A 16556-nucleotide genomic window follows, 5' to 3' on the forward strand; every position below is an offset into this window, starting at 1 on the left:
TCAGCGAGAAGCGCGACAGCGGACGCAGCAGAAAAACGGAAAATGCGGCCGGGACTGGTGAACCCCGGCCGCAAAGCTAGCGCAGTGAGGAGCCGCTAGCTGAGGCTGGCGCGGACCTTGTCGGCGATCTCCGGCGAAACCCAGGTCGTCCAGACATCTTCCTTGGTCTTGAGGAAATTCTCGGCCGTCTGCGCAGCGTCAGCCTTGTTCTCGTCGCCATAGACCAACAACTCGCTGATCTGGGCATTGGTCAGGCCGACCTTGCCGAAATATTCTGCCACCGCGGGGGCCTCGGTCTCGATCCATTTGGCCGCCCCGATCACCGCCGGCGACGAGGGATAGGCGGTCTTGCCAGCCGGCTCGCCGCAATCAGGATCGGTGTTGCAGGCGTAGACATCGGGCTTGGCTTCACCCAGATCGAGCTGGACAGCATCGAACTTGCCCAGGATTGCCGTCGGGCCCCAGTAGTAGAAGAGGATGGGCTCATTTCGCAGGAACGCCCGCGCGATCGAGGCATCGAGGGCGCCACCCGAACCCGGCGAGAACAGGTTCCATTTGTCGTCCATCCCGTAGGCTTCGAACAGCGCAGACGTAGAAAGTTCGCACGCCCAACCCGGCGGGCATGAATACAGCCGTCCCTGACCGCTTTCCTCCGGATCGGGGAACAGGTCTGGTCTGGCAATGACAGCGTCAGCCGTAGTCAGTTCAGGGTTCGCCTCCTGCACATAGCGGGGAATGAACCAACCCTCGACGGTGCCATCGGTGATGGCGTCACCCAGCTGAATGACCTTGTCGGCCTCAATGCCCTGCTGCCAGGGCTCGGCGATCGTGCTGGTCCAGAGCTCGGGGGCAATTGCGGGTGTTCCCCGCGACAGCATCGACGATGAGGTGGGCACGGTATCGCCCGTAACGATCTCGACGTTGCAGCCGAAACCCTTCTCGAGAATCGTCGCGTGAATGTGCGCGAGAGCGGCGGCGGAAGGCCACGTCATTTCGGCGATATCGATGGTGCGGTCAGTGCCGCACTGGTTGTCCTGTGCTTGTGCAGGCAGCGCGAACGCTGCTCCCAGAAGCAGCGAAGCTGCGAGCAGCACGCTTTTCCGGCTGAATGTCATCAGTCGTGTCTCTCCATGTTGGTAATATGAGCCAGCAACCTATGAATTTGTCCCATCGAGTCAACCCGAGATTCGCCAGTCAAGTTACAAAAATGGCCAAAATTACCGGAGCTATGATGCTCTTCTTTTCCACGATGTATTCGCAGTGACCTATTCTTTCCCGAGGTCTGACGCGAAATAACCACATTTGATAGACGATGTCATTGGTGTTTGCTGGCGCACATCAGCGAGGGATCTGTGAGGGGCAGCTGGCGTTTGAGTGGCTCCTCGTGCACCTGCGTCGCAAACGCTTGAACACGAAGGGTCAGCAAGGCATACTCAATTTGGGTGTCGGGCGTTTCGCAGCCGGGCAGGGATTGACGCTGGTCGGGCCGCCAGCGGACCGAACTCCTTGCTGAAAGGTCACCCGTGGCCCGCTTCCAGATTCATTGTTTGCGCCGCGCGTTTGAGACGCCTGGAGCGGCCGCATGAAGATTGCCATTCACACGCTCGGTACGCGCGGCGACATACAGCCTTACCTGGCTCTGGCCCTCGGCCTGAAGGCGGCCGGGCACACCGTCTTGATCGCGGCCCCCACGCAGTACGAGGCCTTCATCGGGGGGCGCGGCATCCCCTTCTCGCATCTGCCCGGTGAGTTTCTTGATCTTATGGATACGCCTGAAGCCAAGGCGGCGATGGCCGGCGGCGGCGGCTTTGCCGCTGGTTTCAAGATGATCAAGCAGTTCAAGCCCATCGGCCGCAAACAACTCAAGGCAGAGTGGCAGGCGGCCCAGCAGTTTCAGCCTGACCTCATCATCTACCATCCCAAGGCCATCGCCGCCCTGCACATCGCGGAACGGCTCTCGTGTCCCGCCGTGCTGGCCTCGCCCTTGCCGGGGTTCACGCCGACCAGGCAATTCGCGAGCCCGATGGTGCCGTTCCGCTCCGTGGGACCGTTCAACCCCCTGACGCACACGGTGATGGCAGAAGGAGCGGAGGCGATCTTTCGCAAGATGATCGCCGAGTGGCGCTCCTCTGAGCTGAACCTTCCGAAGAAACCGGCCAACAAACTGAAGCCCCGGGCCACGCTTTACGCCTACAGCCCCAGCGTTTTGCCAAGCCCCTCGGACTGGCCCGACGATGTCGTTGTGACGGGCTACTGGTTCTTGGAGGAGGAGAGGCGCTGGCAGCCCGATCCCGCGCTGCAGGCATTCCTCGATGCCGGCGAACCGCCGGTCTATGTCGGCTTTGGCAGCATGCCGGGCCTCGATCCGGCCGAACTCACCGAACTCGTCAGGCAAGCCCTCAGTGACGCCGGAAAGCGCGGCGTTCTCGCAACGGGTGGCGGGGCCATTCAGGCTGGACCCGCTGCACCCGACCTGCACATCATCGAGGGCGCTCCCCACGATCAATTGTTCCCGCTGATGTCGGCGTGCGTCCACCATGGCGGGGCGGGAACCACCGGGGCATCGCTGCGTGCCGGCAAGCCAACGATCATCTGTCCGTTCTTTGGCGATCAGCCCTTTTGGGCGCGCATCGTCCGTGACCTGGGTGCCGGTCCCGCGCCGATCGACAAGAAGCACCTCACATCAGCCTTGCTGGCGGCAGCCATCATCGAAGCCACAACCAACGCCGGCATGGCGCGGCGCGCGGCAGAGATCGGCGCCAGGATCCGTCAGGAGCACGGCGTGAACAACGCCATCGCCCATCTCGAGCGGCAGGGTTTGCTGACACCGAGATCTGCCCCTGCTGCGCAAACCGAGCCGGCAGCGGGTCGCGGCTGACCAACAAGAAGACGAAGGACTGCACTGTGACTGAAACTATCCGCAGACCGCACTCGCTGCTGCGCCATTTTCTGAACGGAGAGGCTTCCGCCGGTATCGTCCTGATGGTGGCCGCGGCGCTGGCGCTCATCGTCGCGAACTCACCCGGCGCAGGGCTCTACGAGGGCGTGCTGCACACCAAGATCGGCCCCCTCAGCGCCGAGCACTGGATCAACGACGCCCTCATGGCCCTGTTCTTCCTGCTCGTCGGGCTCGAGATCAAGCGGGAAATGATCGATGGACAGCTAGCCTCATGGTCCCGGAGAATCCTTCCGGGGGTTGCCGCGGCAGGCGGCATGGTGGTGCCGGCAATCATCTATGTCGCGCTGAATATCAATGATCCGCGCGCCATTCACGGATGGGCGATCCCGACGGCAACGGATATCGCCTTCGCGCTGGGCGTGATCTCCCTCCTTGGCAAGCGCGTTCCCGCCTCGCTCAAGATCTTTCTCGCGGCGCTCGCGATCATCGACGATCTCGGTGCCGTCATCATCATCGCCCTCTTCTACTCATCGGGGATTTCATGGCTTGACCTGGCCGGGAGCGCGGTTGTGCTTGGCCTGCTCTTTGCGTTGAACCGGAGGGGTGTGCTCAACCTCTGGCCTTACCTCCTGCTTGGGATCGTCTTGTGGGTATTCGTGTATCGCTCCGGCGTTCACGCCACGCTCGCCGGCGTCGCGCTGGCGCTCGCCATTCCACTGCGCATGAAGGACGGTCGCCCCGATGATCTGGCGCGCTCGCCGCTGCACCGCCTCGAGCACATGCTCGGCAAGGTCGTTCCGTTCGTCGTCCTGCCGATATTCGGGTTCGCGAACGCCGGCGTTTCGTTTGCCGGCGTCAGTGTCCAAGGGCTCGTCGATCCTCTCCCCCTGGGCGTGGCCCTTGGCCTGGTGGTCGGTAAATTCGTCGGCGTCTTCGGCAGCGCTGCCATCGCCATCAGGCTCGGTTTCGCCGATCTGCCTGTCCATGCCTCCTGGATGCAACTGCTGGGCACCGCCATGCTCTGCGGCATCGGCTTCACCATGAGCCTGTTCATCGGGCTGCTCGCCTTTGCAGGCGAACCTTCTCTGCAAGAACAGGTGAAGATCGGAATCCTTATCGGCTCGGGCGTGTCAGCACTTGCCGGCGCCGCTGTCCTGATGATGTTCACAAGGCGAGAGACTTAACGCGCAGGTGGATCTGGAGAGCAGGGGCTGTCCGGCCACCCGCCGTTGGCCCGGGCCTTTGCATCAGAAGTGGACGGCTACTGCCCCTGCAGCCACTTTTTCCCATCGGTTGTGACGCTGCACTGATGCCGCGGGCGCGAAGCATCGCAGGTGGGATTTGACATAGATCAAATCTGGCGCCGGCGGTCGGTTGGAACATCGGGCGGATCGTCGATCAACACCCTGATGTGGAACAAGGCTGATGGAAATTCTCCGAATGCTCCACGACAGCGAAATCAACGGCAGCGTCGAGTGGTTTTTCGACGGTGTGTGGACGGTGAAGATCGGCGATCCGGTGAACGGCGTTCGGGCGAAAGGCGTGGTCGCTTCTGCCGATGAGGCTGAGGTGTGGCTGCACGTGACGGCGAGGGTTCTTTACCCCGACGGCGACTATGCCAAGGCAACCGAACCACAGTGATCCGCCTCGCGGGCGGCTGCCTAGGTCGCGCCGGCGCCACGATCCCGCACCGGCAGGACGCCGGGGGCAGGGGGCAGCAGGTTGCGGGGATCGCCGAACGGGAACACCGGCTCGAAGCGGAACACTTCGGCATACCCCTGGTTGGCATTGCACTGGGCCGAGCGATAGCGCCCGCCCAGCTCCGCCATGTCGACGAAGCGTTCGGGATCCTGCGAGCGGTGCGCGCGGATGGCGGCCCGCTTGAGCTCGATATAGGGCGTGATGTCGATGAAGTGCGTGGGCACGAAGCCGACGCCCATGATGGTTTCCATCCACATGATCGGCGCCATCATGTTGGTGGCGATGCGCACCGCATCGCTGAGGGCGCGATGGTCGCCGTGATAATCGTTCGGGGCGTGGGTGATGACCAGTTGCGGCCGCTCGGCGCGGATGAAATCGGCGATGCGATCGATCACCGGGGCGTCGGCGCGCAAGCCGCCATCGGGGAAGCCGAGCATCACCGGGGTAAGCCCGAAGACGCCCGCCGCCGCTGCCGCTTCCTGCCGACGAATCTCGACGAGTTCTGCCGGATCGATGGTGCCGCCCTTGGCACCGTCGGTGGCGATGGCGACCACCACTTCATCGCCCTGCGCCTGAAAGGCGGCAACCGTGCCGCCCATCAGGATCTCGATGTCATCGGGATGCGCGCCGATGGCGAGAAGTTTCATGCCGCCTCCAGGAACTCGATGACCATGGCCGCTGTCCAGGTGAAGCGGCCGCCGCCACATGGCTCGCCGGTGGTCGGATCATAATATTCGGCAAAGCCCGACTGGGTAATCAGCTCGAGGCTGGATTCGACGATGCGATCGGCCATCGCGGTCTCGCCGGCGCTGCGCAGCCCGTCCTGGATCATGTAGTTCATCACCAGCCAGGCCGGGGCGCGCCAGTAGCGCTTGGGCTCGAAGCGGGGGTCGGCGGGGTCGTGCGACGGCACGATGTACTTGACCTGCTTGGCCCAGCTCTCGATGGTTCGGGCAATGGCCTCGGCCCGCGCCCTGGGCACCGCGGCGAACACCGGCAGGATGCCGCCGATCGAGGCGGAGTCGATCAGCTCGCCCGTGACGCGGTCGCGGCAGAGATACTGGCCGTGCCTGTCGCTCCACAGCGTTTCGAGGGCGGCGAGGCTCTTTTCGGCGCGGGCGCGGTTGCGGGCGGCGATCTCAGTCTCGCCCAGCTCATCGGCAAGGGCGGCGAGGTCGGTGGCCGAACGGATCAGGATGGCGTTGAAGCCGGGATCGACCACGCGGAACGGCGAGGCGTCGTGCAGTTTGGCATTGTCCCAGCCGAGCGAGCGGAACAGCTGCACCAGGTAGAGGTAGCGATCATACTGCGCCTTGGTCGGGCGATGCGAGGGGTCGGCATGCTGGGTATCGCGGCGGACATAGGGTTCGATACCGTCGGTGGGCACCCGCTCGAAGGCTTCGTCCCAGTCGATCGAATTATCGCGGCCGGACTCCCAGGGATGGAGGATGGCAACCAGCCCTTCGTGGCCGGGGTCGCGCATGTCGTAGAACCAGCGGTGCCAGGCATCGATCCGGGGTAGTAGCGCGCGGGCGCGCCTCGCCGCCTCGGCTTTATCGGTGGCGCGATCGAAGAGGCGTTTGATCGCAAAGCCGGCGACCGGCGGCTGTGTGATGCCCGAGGTGGGGGTGGAGCGCCCGGTGTCCCAGACGTTGGGACCGGGAAAATAGCCGTCCGAATACACGTGGAAAACGATGTGCGGCACCATGCCGTCGGGCCACTGATTGGCAAACAGGGTCTCGATCTCGGTCCAGGCGCGGGCCTCGTCATAGTGGAACTGCCCAAGCGCGGTGAGGCACGAGTCCCAGTTCCACTGGAAGGGATAAAGGCCCTTGGTGGGGACGGTGTAGCTCCCCTGGTCGTTCTCCTTCAGCACCTCGAGGGCGTGCTCGTATATCTTCTCGGTTTGCTGGGTCATGGGGGATACTCCTCAGGTCTAGAGCCGCGTCGCGCCGGCGAAGATTTCGGCGATCCGGCCGTGGCCGGCGGCGTTGGGATGCACGTTGTCGGGGAGGATGAGCGCATCGCCGCCCTGGGCGGCCATGCGTTCGTTGACGGGGGCGTAAAAGCAGCCGAACTCGATGGCCAGCGCCTGCACCAGCGGCACGAAGGACTGGTAGGTGGCGCGGTTCTGGCCGGCGAAGCCATCGGTGCCGACCGCGAAGCCGGCATCGGGCAGGTGGCTGGGGCTGCCGATGACGATGGCCTCGGGCAGGTAGCCGGCCCCGATGAGGCCGGCGAGCACGGCACGGTAGTCGCGCACGAAGCCGTCGGCGCCGAAGCTGAGCGGTGCACCGACATAGCGGGCGTCGTTGGTGCCGTAGAGGATGGCAATGAGGTCGCCGCGCTCGGCGCCGAGCAGATCCCGATCGAAGCGGTCGTGCCCGTTATGGTCGCGCGGCGCACCGCCGGCAGCCGGCGAGGACTGCATCACGGTGCCGCTGATGCCGCGATTGTAGAGCCTGACACCCAGCCGCGAGGCGAGCCGATTGGCCCACCGCGCCGGCATTTCTGGAATGGTCAGCCCTTCGGTGATGGAATCCCCGAAGGTGGCGAGCGAACTCGCCTTGCCGGCCCAGCGCTCGAGGAAGCTGATCACGCAGCAGCCTCCGCAGCCGGCTCGATGAACTCGAGCACCATGGCCGCCGTCCACGAGAAGCGGCCACCGCCGAGCGGCGTGCCGTCGCGTGGATCGTAATATTCGGCAAAGCCGGATTGCTCGATGAGCTGCAGGCTGTCGGCAGTGAGGCGATCGGCCAGCGCCACCTCGCCGGCGCGGTTGAGGCCATCGGCGATCATGTAATTGCACACCAGCCAGACCGGGCCGCGCCAGTAGCGCTTCAGATCGAAGCGCGGGTCGGAGGGCGCATGGCTCGGGACAAGATAACGGACCTCTGCCGCCATGCCCCCGATGGTTGTGGCGACGGCTGCGGCGCGATGCGCCGGGATCGGGGCGAAAACCGGGATCAGCCCGCCGATCGACGGGCTGTCGCTGAGCTTGCCGCCGACGCGGTCGAGCGGCAAATACTGGCCATGCCGGTCGCTCCACAGCCCATCGAGCGCGGCGAGCCCCAGTTTCGCCCAGTTGCGGTTGCGAGCGGCGATCTCGGGCGCGCCGAGGGCCTCGGCAAGCTCTGCCACCTCGAGGCAGGATCGGATCAGGATGGCGTTGAAGCCGGGGTCGACCACCTGGAACGGCGAAGCGTCGTGGGTCCGCTCGGAATCCCAGCCGAGGCCGCGGAAATGCTGCACCAGCCACAGGTAGCGGTCGTATTGCGCCTTGGTCGGGCGGGTCGCCGGGTCGGCATGCTTGAGGTCATTGCGCGCATAGGGCATCACGCCTTCGGTGGGCACGCGCTCGAACCCTTCGTCCCAGTCGATGCTGTTGTCGCGTGACTCCCAGGGGTGGATCACCGCGACAAGGCCGGTCTGCCCGGGGTCGCGGGTGCGATAGAACCAGGCGTGCCAGCGGTCCAGCTGCTCGAGCAGCGGGCGGGCGCGCGCTGCGTCAGGCTGGCGGCGGAACAACTGATGGATGGCGAAGCCCGCGATTGGCGGCTGGGTGATGCCGGAAGTGGGCGGCGTGCGGCCGGTGCCCCACACCTCGGAGCCGGGGAAATAGCTCGGCGCGGGCTCGTGGAATACCATGTGCGGCACCATGCCGTCGGCCCATTGGTGGGCGAACAGCGTCTCCACCTCGGTCCAGGCGCGGCCCATGTCGTAGTGGCTCTGGCCGAGCGCGGTGAAGCAGGAGTCCCAGTTCCACTGGAACGGGTAGAGCCCCTTGGTCGGCACCGTGTAGTTGCCGCGATCGTTATCGCGCAGCACCTCGATGGCCTGGTCGGCGAGCGCGGAGCGGAGTGGCATCAGTTGACGGCTTTCGTACTCTCGGGGTCGAACCAGCGCACCCGGTCGGGCTTGGGCACGAGGCTGAGCTCGTCGCCCGGGGCGACCTTGAGGTCGCTGTCGAGCACGGCGCGGAACAGCTTGCCGTCGACCTCGGAGGTCACCAGCGTGTGCGCGCCAAGCGGCTCGATCACCCGCGCCGTGGCCTTGAGGCCGCCGGTCGCGATGGTGAGATCCTCGGGGCGGATGGCGAATTCGAGCCTCGTGCCGCCATGCGACGGACCATCGAGGGCGATGCCGGCCACCTGGTAGCGGCCATCGCCGTCCCGCGTTGCCGGCAGGAAGTTCATCGGTGGGTTGCCGATGAAACTGCCAACGAAGCGGGCGGCGGGGTTGCGATAGACTTCAACCGGCGAGGCGGCCTGCACGATATGCCCGCCATTCATCACCGAGATGCGGTCGGCCAGCGACATCGCTTCGACCTGGTCGTGGGTGACGTAGATCGTGGTGGTTTTGGAATTGGCGAGCACGCCCTTCAGCTCGGCGCGCATTTCGAGGCGCAGCAGCGCATCGAGGTTCGACAATGGCTCATCCATCAGGATGACGTCGGGCTCCATCGCCAGCGCCCGGGCGACTGCGACGCGCTGGCGCTGGCCGCCCGAGAGCTGGCCGGAATAGCGCTTCAGCAACTGCTCGATGTGCATGAGTTCGGCGGTGCGCTTGACCCGGGTATCGACTTCCGCCTGCGGCAGCTTCTTCATGCGCAGGCCGAAGGCGATGTTTTCGTAGACGGTCAGGTGCGGGAACACCGCGTAGTTCTGGAACACCATGGCGATGCCGCGCTCGCGCGGCGGCAGCTGGTCGACACGCTTGCCGCCGATCCACACCTCGCCCTGGGTCGGGCTTTCGAGCCCGGCGATGATGCGCAGCAGCGTGGTCTTGCCGCAGCCCGAGGCGCCGAGCAGCACCATGAACTCCTGGTCGCTGATGGTCAGGTCGATCGAGTGCAGGGCCTTGAAGGCCCCGAAACTCTTGGCGACACCCTTGATGAGAATCTCAGCCATGGCGGGCTGGCCTTTCTTTCTGTCGCGAGGATCGAGCCGGAAAGTGGTTCGCTTTCCTGATCTCGCTCTAGCGGTTGGCGATGCCCCACATCGCGAACATGTATTTGCGGACGGCGAAGATGAAGATCAGGGCCGGAATGACGAGGGCCGCGCCGCCGGCAAAGCGCAGGTGCAGCGGCGACACGGAAAGCGATTGCAGCAGGAACGCCGTCAGCGTGCGGTTCTGCACCGTCAGCACCGAGGCGGCGAACACCTCGTTCCACGAGATGGTGAAGGCGAAGATGGCCGAGGCGGTGATGCCGGGCAGCACCAGCGGCAGCACCACCCGCTGGAAGGCCTGCAGTCGGTTGCAGCCGAGCGTCCAGGCCGCCTCCTCGAGTTCGAGCGGGATACCCGAAAAGATCGAAAAGGTGATCAGCACCGCGAAGGGGATGGCGAGGGTGGTGTGCACCAGCGCCAGCCCGATCGGCGTGTCGTCGAGCCCGACGCGGATGAACATCACCGCGATCGGCAGCGCCAGCAGCGGCAGCGGAAAAGCGCGGGTCATCAGCACCAGCATGCGGAACGTCGCCTTGCCGGGGAACTCGAAGCGCGACAGCGCATAGCCGGCCGGTGCGCCGATGGCGATCGACAGGATCATGGTCAGCACCGCGACCAGCACCGAGTTCCACAGCGCCTTCAGCACGCCCTCGAACGAGAGGAAGAACTGGATCGAGCCCATGTCGAAACTGGGCACGCCGGTCTTGGGGAAGGCGGTGACCTCCTGCGGCGAGGACAGCGTGTTGACCGCCAAGAGGTAGATCGGCACCAGCACCCAGGCGCAGAGCAGCACCACGCCGGCCCAGAACAGGAACTTGCCCGCCGCCCCGATATCGGAGACGGCGCGCGGCCTGTCGGCAGTCGCAACGGTGCCGCTCATAGCGTGGCTCCCTTCGGGGTGCGCAGCACACGCAGGAACACGAGCGTGGCGGCAATCGAGATGACGAGGATGACGAGCGCGAAGGCGGCGGCGACGTTGCGGTCGTTGAGTGCGAACTGCCAGTTGAAGGTTTCACCGACCAGCACCGGCAGCGTCGTGCCGCCGAGCGCCACCACCACGGCGAAGACTTCGAACGCGGCGATGGTGCGCAGGATCAGCGCCGTCTGCATCGACGGCTTCAGCATCGGCAGCGTCACCTTGACGAAGCGCTTCCAGGGTCCGGCGCCGAACACTTCCGCCGCCTCGTAATATTCCTTGGGGATCAGTCCCATGCCGGAAACGAGGATCACCATGACGATGGCGGTGGCGCGCCACAGCTCGGCGAGGATCACCGCGATGAAAATCACCCACAGGTTCTGGTAGCCGAGGAACAGGATCGGCTTTTCGACGATGCCCAGCCCCACCAGCATGGAGTTGAGGAACCCCGACTGCTCGAAGATGGCGAGCCAGATGATGCCCGCTGCGAGGTCGGACAGGCCGAGCGGGATGGTGAAGATGTAGAGGATGGTGTTGCGCGTCGACTTGAGCTTGGCGACGACCTGCGCCATCGCCAGCGCCATCACCAGTTGCAGCGGCACGACGATTGCCGCGAGGATGATGGTGTTCCAGAAGGTCGGCCAGAACTTCCAGTTGCTCGCCATGGTCTGGAAATGCTGCATGGTGAACCCGCCATCGGTGGTGAAGGCGAGCCAGGCGATCTGCAGGAACGGCCAGAGGAAGAAGACGACGAGGAAGATCGTCGCCGGGGCCAGCAGCAGATAGGGCAATGTCTTGCTGTTCATCGTTGCGCCTCACCGCGGGGCCGGGATCTGCCCGGAGCCAGGGCCCCGGGCAGCGACATCGTGCCGAGCCTATTCGACCGGGCAGGGGCCTTCCGACGGGGCGTCGGGCAGCCAGCACGGCGCACCGGTGGTGACCATCAGCTGGCGCAGCGTCTCGGCCTGCTGGTCGAGCACCTGGCGCACGTCCTGGTTGGCGAGGACAATGCGTTCGAAGGCGTCGATATAGACCTGGTTGAACTGGCCGGCCTTGTCGCCGAGGCCAACCGGCAGCAGCGCCGGCAGGGCGTTGGGCGAGCTGGTCATCGCCTGCACGGCCGGGCCGAGGGCCCGGGCCGAGGCAGGCAGTTCAGCCGGCAGCGCGGCATCGGTGGTGGGGAAGAAATTGGTGGCCAGCAATGTTGCGACCTGCTGCTCGGGCTGCATCATGTATTTGATCAGCTCCTTGGACTTGGCCACGTCGGGTGCGCTTTTCGGCACCGCGATCCCGGCGAGCACCGGCATGAAGGCGCGGCCCTTCGGACCCGACGGCGCCGGGAAGGCGACGAAGTCATCGGGCTTCTGGTTGAAGGCCTCCGACAGGCGGGCAATGTGGTCGAAGGCGACCCACACGTCGCCGGTCAGCAGCGGCTCCTGCATGAAATCGTAGTTGGTCGAAGCCGGGTTGGTGTACTGCCAGAGCTCCTTGAACTTGCCCCACGCCTGCTCGGCTTCAGCCGAACGGAACTTGGTGACTTCCGAGCCGGTGAAGGCCGGCAACAGGAATCCCTGGAAGAAGCGGTGCTTCAACCCCTTCGGGCCGGCCGGGAAGCCGAACTTCGGCGAGCCGGTCTGCTCGGCGAGGTTCTTGGTCCAGGCGATGACCTGGTCATAGGTCAGGTCGTTGATGTCGGCGCCCTCGGGCAGGTATTGCAGCGCCTGCTTGTTGGCGGCCATCACGTAGTTGGCCTGCATCCAGGGCAGGAACTTCTGCTCGCTGGTGCCAAACTTGCCCAGCTCCATGAAGGCGGGGCTGGCATTGACGCCGCTCAGGTCGATATCGGAGAGATCGACCCAGCTGTCGGCGAAGTTGGCAAGGTCGCCGTAGAGGCCGCCGACGACGCCGATGGCGCCGGTGCCGGCTTCGGTCTCGGCCTGGATGCGGGTGATGAAGGGTCCCGGCTCCTGCGGCTGGAAATCCACGCCGCCGGGAAATGCCTTGAGCACCTGCTCGCGCATCTTCTGGGTCTCTTCCACCGGCACGGCCTGGTTCGACCAGAACAGGACCTGGGCATTGGCCGTGCTGGCCGCGAGGCCGACCGCCAGTACAGCGATAGCGAGCGTCTTGAGTGTGCGTTTCACGTCTTGCTTCCTCCCTTGTTGAACTAGAGCTTACCGACCCGTTTCGGGGACCGGTCCGTGGCTGGCGCGCGCCACGAGTTTGGGCGCGATGAGCCTGGTGATCGGCGTCGTTGGCTTCTTCTCGATGATGGTGACCAGCATGCCGGCGATCTCGCGCGCCGAGTCCCGTGTGCGGGCCTCGAAGGTGGTGAGGCCGGGCGGCGCGTAAGCGGCGGCAGTTATATTGTCGAAGCCGACCACCGACAGATCGCGCGGGATCGACAGCCCCGCCCGCGAAGCTTCTTCCATGATGGTCAGCGCCAGTTCGTCGAACAGGCCGATCATCGCGGTCGGCCGGCGCTGGGCATGAAGTAGCGAATTGACCGCCGCCACCGTGGCGCCGCGATCGAAGCGCGGGGCGCTGGCGACATCGAGGATGACCGTTGGGTCGCCGCGGCGCGCAATCGCGTCGCGCAGGCCACGCTCGCGCAGGTGCCGGAAGGTCATCGGATCGGAGATCGAGACGAGGCCGAAATGCCGGTGCCCCAATTCGTAGAGCAGATCGAAGATCTCGCCGAAGGCCGAAACGCTGTCGGCATCGAGCCAGTTGAAAGCGGCGGAGGAATCCAGCATGCGGCCATGCGCGACGAAGGGAAACCGGCGCTCGAGCAAATAGGCGAGGCGCTCGTCGGCCTCACCGATACGGGGCACCACCACGCCGTCGGCACGGCCGGACTCGACCACGTGGCGCAGCACCGAGAGCTCGGACCGGCCGGCAGGTACAGTGGCGATGAACAGGTCCATGCCATGCTCGACCAATCCTTCACCAAGGCCGGTGAGAAACTCGCCGAGATAGGAATCGATGAAATTGGGGCCGCGCACCGGTATGACGAAGCCGACGAAGCCGGAGCGCCCGGAAACCAGCTGGCGGGCGGCCATGTTGGGGACGTAGCCATATTGCCGGGCCGCCTCGGTGACGCGCTCGCGCGTCTTCAGCGCAATGGCTGGATCGCCCGAGAGCGCGCGGGACACCGTGCCGACGGAGATGTCGAGCCGCGCCGCCAATTCGCGGAGTGTCAGACTGGCCACCCTGTGCTCCTCCCGAGCCTAGTAGCGTTTTAAACGCTTTCAGCTCAATTGCAAACGTTTTAAATTTGAGCCGCGCGCCGCCGAAGCGGCGAACTCCCCACCGGCTGTGGCTGGCCCGGCTGCTCTCACCCCGACCGTTGGATGTTGGCGTCGCTGATGCTGGTTTGACGCGGATCAAACGCGCGGGGCCGTGCCGGACCTAATCTTGCTGCGTATCGCCGTAACCTCGCGGGGGTAGGCGATCGGCGGCTGCCCGGCGCAAGCGCCAGCCGGGGCAGCCTGCCCACCGGGGCGCAACGGGTTTGGATGTCGATGGGGCGGGCTCGCTGCCGTTCGTCGACATCGCATGGGAGATTTCGATGAAGACTATCCTCGTCGCGACAGACGGATCCGTTCTGTCTGGCAAGGCCCTGGCCAAGGCAATCGATATGGCCAAGCGCTTCGGCGCCAGGCTTACCATCGTCAATGTCATGGACGTTGTCCCGGTCGGCCAGTCGCTGCGGCGCTTTGTTGCCGCAGAGCTGCCCGAGCCGACCACTCGACCCGTCTCGCTGGCACTGCTGAACAGCTACGGCATCAGTTCGGTGGACTCGGTCGAAGCGCTGGACAGCCAATCGCTGGCGGTGGCGCAGCTCGTCTCCGATCGGGTCCTCGCCGACGCGCGGGCCATGGCGGAAGCGGCGGGGGTCAAGGGGGTAGACACAGTCTCGGCCTCCGGGAACCCGGCGCGAGAGATCGTTGCGGCCGCCGAGGCCGCCGGCGCCGATCTGGTGGTGGTGGGGCGACGTGGCCTGAGCGGCTTGACCGAACTCGTGCTGGGCAGCGTATCGCAGAACGTGCTGCACCAGGCGAAGGCCGACGTGCTGGTTGTCGCCTGAGCCCGTCGAGTCAGACGGGCGCGATGGAGGCGACACGATAGGCCCAGACCTCTGCGCCCTCGACCACGTTGATGAGGCTGTTGGGACGGAATCGGACAGCCCCAGCAAAGCTGTCCGATCGTGCCACATCGCCGTTGGCGTAGTGGACCATCCAGGAGCCAAGCGGCTCGCGGACCAGATTACCGATCAGGTCGTCAGCATCCTTTTCGAAGCGTCTCACCTGCCACGATGCGGGGGCGCGTGACAGCGCCAGCGTGTCGATCTCGCCATCGCTGTCGAGCGGCAGTGTCAGCTCGTAGCCTGTCGCCGGGTCCCCGTCGAAGCATCTGAGCTGCGGGCACCGCTCCAGCCGCACCCGGCTGGGATGTACGCTTCGCCCTTCGGGCAAGTGCGGGAGTGCTTGATTGGACACTTGGCTTCTCCTGTCGTCGAGCCACCAGTGGCCGCCCCAGTTCGTCCAACCCAAGCCGGGTGCTGGCCACGTGAGCGACCCCGGCCCGAGAGCCACCTGGGGCCGGGGTCTGCACCTCGGTGGAACACGTGGGTGCCCAAGGTGCTGCATGGAGCGCGGTCCATGCAGTGCCAGCTTCCTTCGCCCCGGTCCGATCAGCCTTGATCTTCGTCAAATCCCGATGGGACGACGGCACTTGAGCTGCATCAAGAGCGGAGTATCTCCGGCTGCTAGCCTATCGGCACCAAACAGGGGAGCCGATAATGGATATCCAGGGTATTCTGGCCAGCCTCGAACCGAGGGTTTCGCCGACGACGCTGGGCGCCGCGGTGGATATTGCCCGCCGCTTCAGGGCCAGGCTTATCGGGCTTGCCGCCGCAGAGCCCTCGCCGGTGCTTTTGGAGGGGCCTGCCGGCATCGATCAGTACAGCGCCGCACGGGCCGAGATCGAGGAAGCCCTGACGCTGGCGCAGGCCGATTTTGCTGCGAGGGTGCCGCACGATCTGGTGCGCAGCTTCGTCAGCGCCGTCGAGAACCCCACCCAGGCGATGCGGCGCGAGGCCCTGGCAAGTGATCTGCTGATCGTCGAGGCACGCCCTGGCATTTTGGACTTTAGCGCCCATCCCGATATCGGCGAGCTGGTCCTGACCGCCGGACGGCCGGTTCTGGCGTTGGCGCCGACCGGGGAGCGGCTCAGGGCAAGCAACATCGTCATTGCCTGGAAAGACACCCGTGAGGCGCGGCGCGCCGTTGCTGACGCCTTGCCGTTCCTGCGCGGCGCCGATCAGGTGCTGGTAGCCACTGTGGATGAAGGCGACTACGCCGGCGAGCGCGGGCGCCTGGAAACCATCGTTTCATGGCTCCACCTGCATGGCCTGCCGGCCCGCGGTGAAGTGCTGCCGATGGGGCAGGGCCTCGCCAATACCATCCACAATGCCGCCGCAGCAGTGGGGGCCGACCTCATTGTCGCCGGGGGATACGGGCATAGCCGGTTCAGGGAATGGTTGTTGGGTGGGATGACCAGGGAGCTGCTCGAGCAACCCACCGTCAGCCTGTTTCTGTCCAATTAGGCGAGCCTCCGGCCGGATGCCTGAACGAGCCAGGGAGCGACGATGCTCACCTATCGGATTTCCGCCCGAAGAATCGACGGCCACGGCAGTATCGCCATGGCCAAGTCCGCACAGGTGGCGCTCGATACCGACATTGGCGGGCGTGACGACGCCATGAACCCGGTCGAACTGCTGCTTTCGGCCCTCGCGGCCTGCATCATCAAGGGTATCGAGCGGGTTGCCCCGATGATCCATTTCAGTTTTGAGGGCGTCGAGCTCGAGCTCGAGGCGATCCGCCAGGACGTGCCTCCGCAGCTGCTTTCGATCGACTACCGCTTGCTCGTCCGGACCTCCGAGACCGACCAGCGGCTGGAACTCCTCCACACAAATGTCCGCAAGTACGGCACGATCTACAATACCCTGGCTTCCAGTATCGAGCTCGGCGGCACCATTGGCCGGCTGCAGTGACCACTCGGAGAGCAGGCGGGCCCCCCAATCACT

General features: G+C 65.2%; 17 protein-coding genes. 6 read left to right on the plus strand and 11 right to left on the minus strand.

The annotated features are described in order from the left end of the window. Nucleotides 1-95: 95 nt before the first annotated feature. Nucleotides 96-1115: an ABC transporter substrate-binding protein gene (locus VGV07_RS12755; RefSeq protein WP_326869082.1), complete on the minus strand. Its 1020-nt coding sequence runs from the start codon at nucleotides 1113-1115 to the stop codon at nucleotides 96-98. Nucleotides 1116-1582: 467 nt separating this feature from the next. Here VGV07_RS12755 and VGV07_RS12760 point away from each other — a divergent pair, with 467 nt between their 5' ends. The 3 genes from VGV07_RS12760 (at nucleotide 1583) to VGV07_RS12770 (ending at nucleotide 4540) form a co-directional block, all read left to right on the plus strand. Then, nucleotides 1583-2878, plus strand: a complete 1296-nt coding sequence (locus VGV07_RS12760; RefSeq protein WP_326869083.1) for a glycosyltransferase — start codon at nucleotides 1583-1585, stop codon at nucleotides 2876-2878. A gap of 26 nt (nucleotides 2879-2904) precedes the next feature. Then, nucleotides 2905-4083, plus strand: a complete 1179-nt coding sequence (gene nhaA / locus VGV07_RS12765; RefSeq protein WP_326869084.1) for a Na+/H+ antiporter NhaA — start codon at nucleotides 2905-2907, stop codon at nucleotides 4081-4083. Between the two features lie 241 nt (nucleotides 4084-4324). Beyond that, on the plus strand, nucleotides 4325-4540 hold the full coding sequence (locus VGV07_RS12770; protein WP_326869085.1) for a hypothetical protein: 216 nt from the start codon (nucleotides 4325-4327) through the stop codon (nucleotides 4538-4540). Nucleotides 4541-4560: 20 nt separating this feature from the next. Here VGV07_RS12770 and VGV07_RS12775 read toward each other — a convergent pair whose 3' ends face one another. The 9 genes from VGV07_RS12775 to VGV07_RS12815 form a co-directional block, all read right to left on the minus strand. Further along, on the minus strand, nucleotides 4561-5247 hold the full coding sequence (locus VGV07_RS12775; protein ID WP_326869086.1) for a PIG-L deacetylase family protein: 687 nt from the start codon (nucleotides 5245-5247) through the stop codon (nucleotides 4561-4563). Further along, the gene (locus VGV07_RS12780; protein WP_326869087.1) at nucleotides 5244-6518 is read right to left on the minus strand and encodes an MGH1-like glycoside hydrolase domain-containing protein; all 1275 of its coding nucleotides are present in this window, start codon (nucleotides 6516-6518) and stop codon (nucleotides 5244-5246) included. The genes VGV07_RS12775 and VGV07_RS12780 overlap by 4 nt, the downstream gene beginning before the upstream one ends. An 18-nt stretch (nucleotides 6519-6536) precedes the next feature. Beyond that, the gene (locus VGV07_RS12785; protein ID WP_326869088.1) at nucleotides 6537-7199 is read right to left on the minus strand and encodes an SGNH/GDSL hydrolase family protein; all 663 of its coding nucleotides are present in this window, start codon (nucleotides 7197-7199) and stop codon (nucleotides 6537-6539) included. After that, entirely contained in the window at nucleotides 7196-8467 is a 1272-nt protein-coding gene (locus VGV07_RS12790) for an amylo-alpha-1,6-glucosidase (protein ID WP_326869089.1), read from the minus strand. The genes VGV07_RS12785 and VGV07_RS12790 overlap by 4 nt, the downstream gene beginning before the upstream one ends. Then, nucleotides 8467-9510: an ABC transporter ATP-binding protein gene (locus VGV07_RS12795; protein WP_326869090.1), complete on the minus strand. Its 1044-nt coding sequence runs from the start codon at nucleotides 9508-9510 to the stop codon at nucleotides 8467-8469. Before VGV07_RS12795 ends, VGV07_RS12790 begins: the two co-directional genes overlap by 1 nt. Before the next feature lie 67 nt (nucleotides 9511-9577). Beyond that, the gene (locus tag VGV07_RS12800; RefSeq protein ID WP_326869091.1) at nucleotides 9578-10429 is read right to left on the minus strand and encodes a carbohydrate ABC transporter permease; all 852 of its coding nucleotides are present in this window, start codon (nucleotides 10427-10429) and stop codon (nucleotides 9578-9580) included. Then, nucleotides 10426-11271, minus strand: a complete 846-nt coding sequence (locus tag VGV07_RS12805; protein WP_326869092.1) for a sugar ABC transporter permease — start codon at nucleotides 11269-11271, stop codon at nucleotides 10426-10428. The genes VGV07_RS12800 and VGV07_RS12805 overlap by 4 nt, the downstream gene beginning before the upstream one ends. A 69-nt stretch (nucleotides 11272-11340) precedes the next feature. Next, nucleotides 11341-12609 carry an ABC transporter substrate-binding protein gene (locus VGV07_RS12810; RefSeq protein ID WP_326869093.1) on the minus strand — a complete coding sequence of 423 codons (1269 nt, stop codon included), beginning with the start codon at nucleotides 12607-12609 and terminating at the stop codon, nucleotides 11341-11343. Nucleotides 12610-12639: 30 nt separating this feature from the next. After that, complete coding sequence (locus tag VGV07_RS12815) at nucleotides 12640-13677, minus strand: LacI family DNA-binding transcriptional regulator (RefSeq protein ID WP_326869094.1); 1038 nt, start codon at nucleotides 13675-13677, stop codon at nucleotides 12640-12642. A 359-nt stretch (nucleotides 13678-14036) separates the two neighbouring features. Here VGV07_RS12815 and VGV07_RS12820 point away from each other — a divergent pair, with 359 nt between their 5' ends. Further along, a complete protein-coding gene (locus VGV07_RS12820; protein WP_326869095.1) occupies nucleotides 14037-14555 on the plus strand; it encodes a universal stress protein in 519 nt (172 codons plus the stop codon). Between the two features lie 10 nt (nucleotides 14556-14565). Here the strand turns inward: VGV07_RS12820 and VGV07_RS12825 are convergent, their stop codons facing one another. Beyond that, nucleotides 14566-14967, minus strand: a complete 402-nt coding sequence (locus VGV07_RS12825) for a hypothetical protein (protein WP_326869096.1) — start codon at nucleotides 14965-14967, stop codon at nucleotides 14566-14568. 302 nt (nucleotides 14968-15269) lie between these two features. Here VGV07_RS12825 and VGV07_RS12830 point away from each other — a divergent pair, with 302 nt between their 5' ends. Both VGV07_RS12830 and VGV07_RS12835 read left to right on the plus strand, forming a co-directional pair. Beyond that, entirely contained in the window at nucleotides 15270-16076 is an 807-nt protein-coding gene (locus tag VGV07_RS12830; RefSeq protein ID WP_326869097.1) for a universal stress protein, read from the plus strand. A gap of 42 nt (nucleotides 16077-16118) precedes the next feature. After that, nucleotides 16119-16523 (plus strand): OsmC family protein, encoded by a 405-nt coding sequence (locus VGV07_RS12835; protein ID WP_326869098.1) that lies wholly within the window; start codon nucleotides 16119-16121, stop codon nucleotides 16521-16523. The last annotated feature ends 33 nt before the right edge of the window (nucleotides 16524-16556 follow it).

The sequence above is a fragment of the Devosia sp. genome (genome assembly GCF_035944845.1).
Taxonomy (GTDB): Bacteria; Pseudomonadota; Alphaproteobacteria; order Rhizobiales; family Devosiaceae; genus Devosia_A.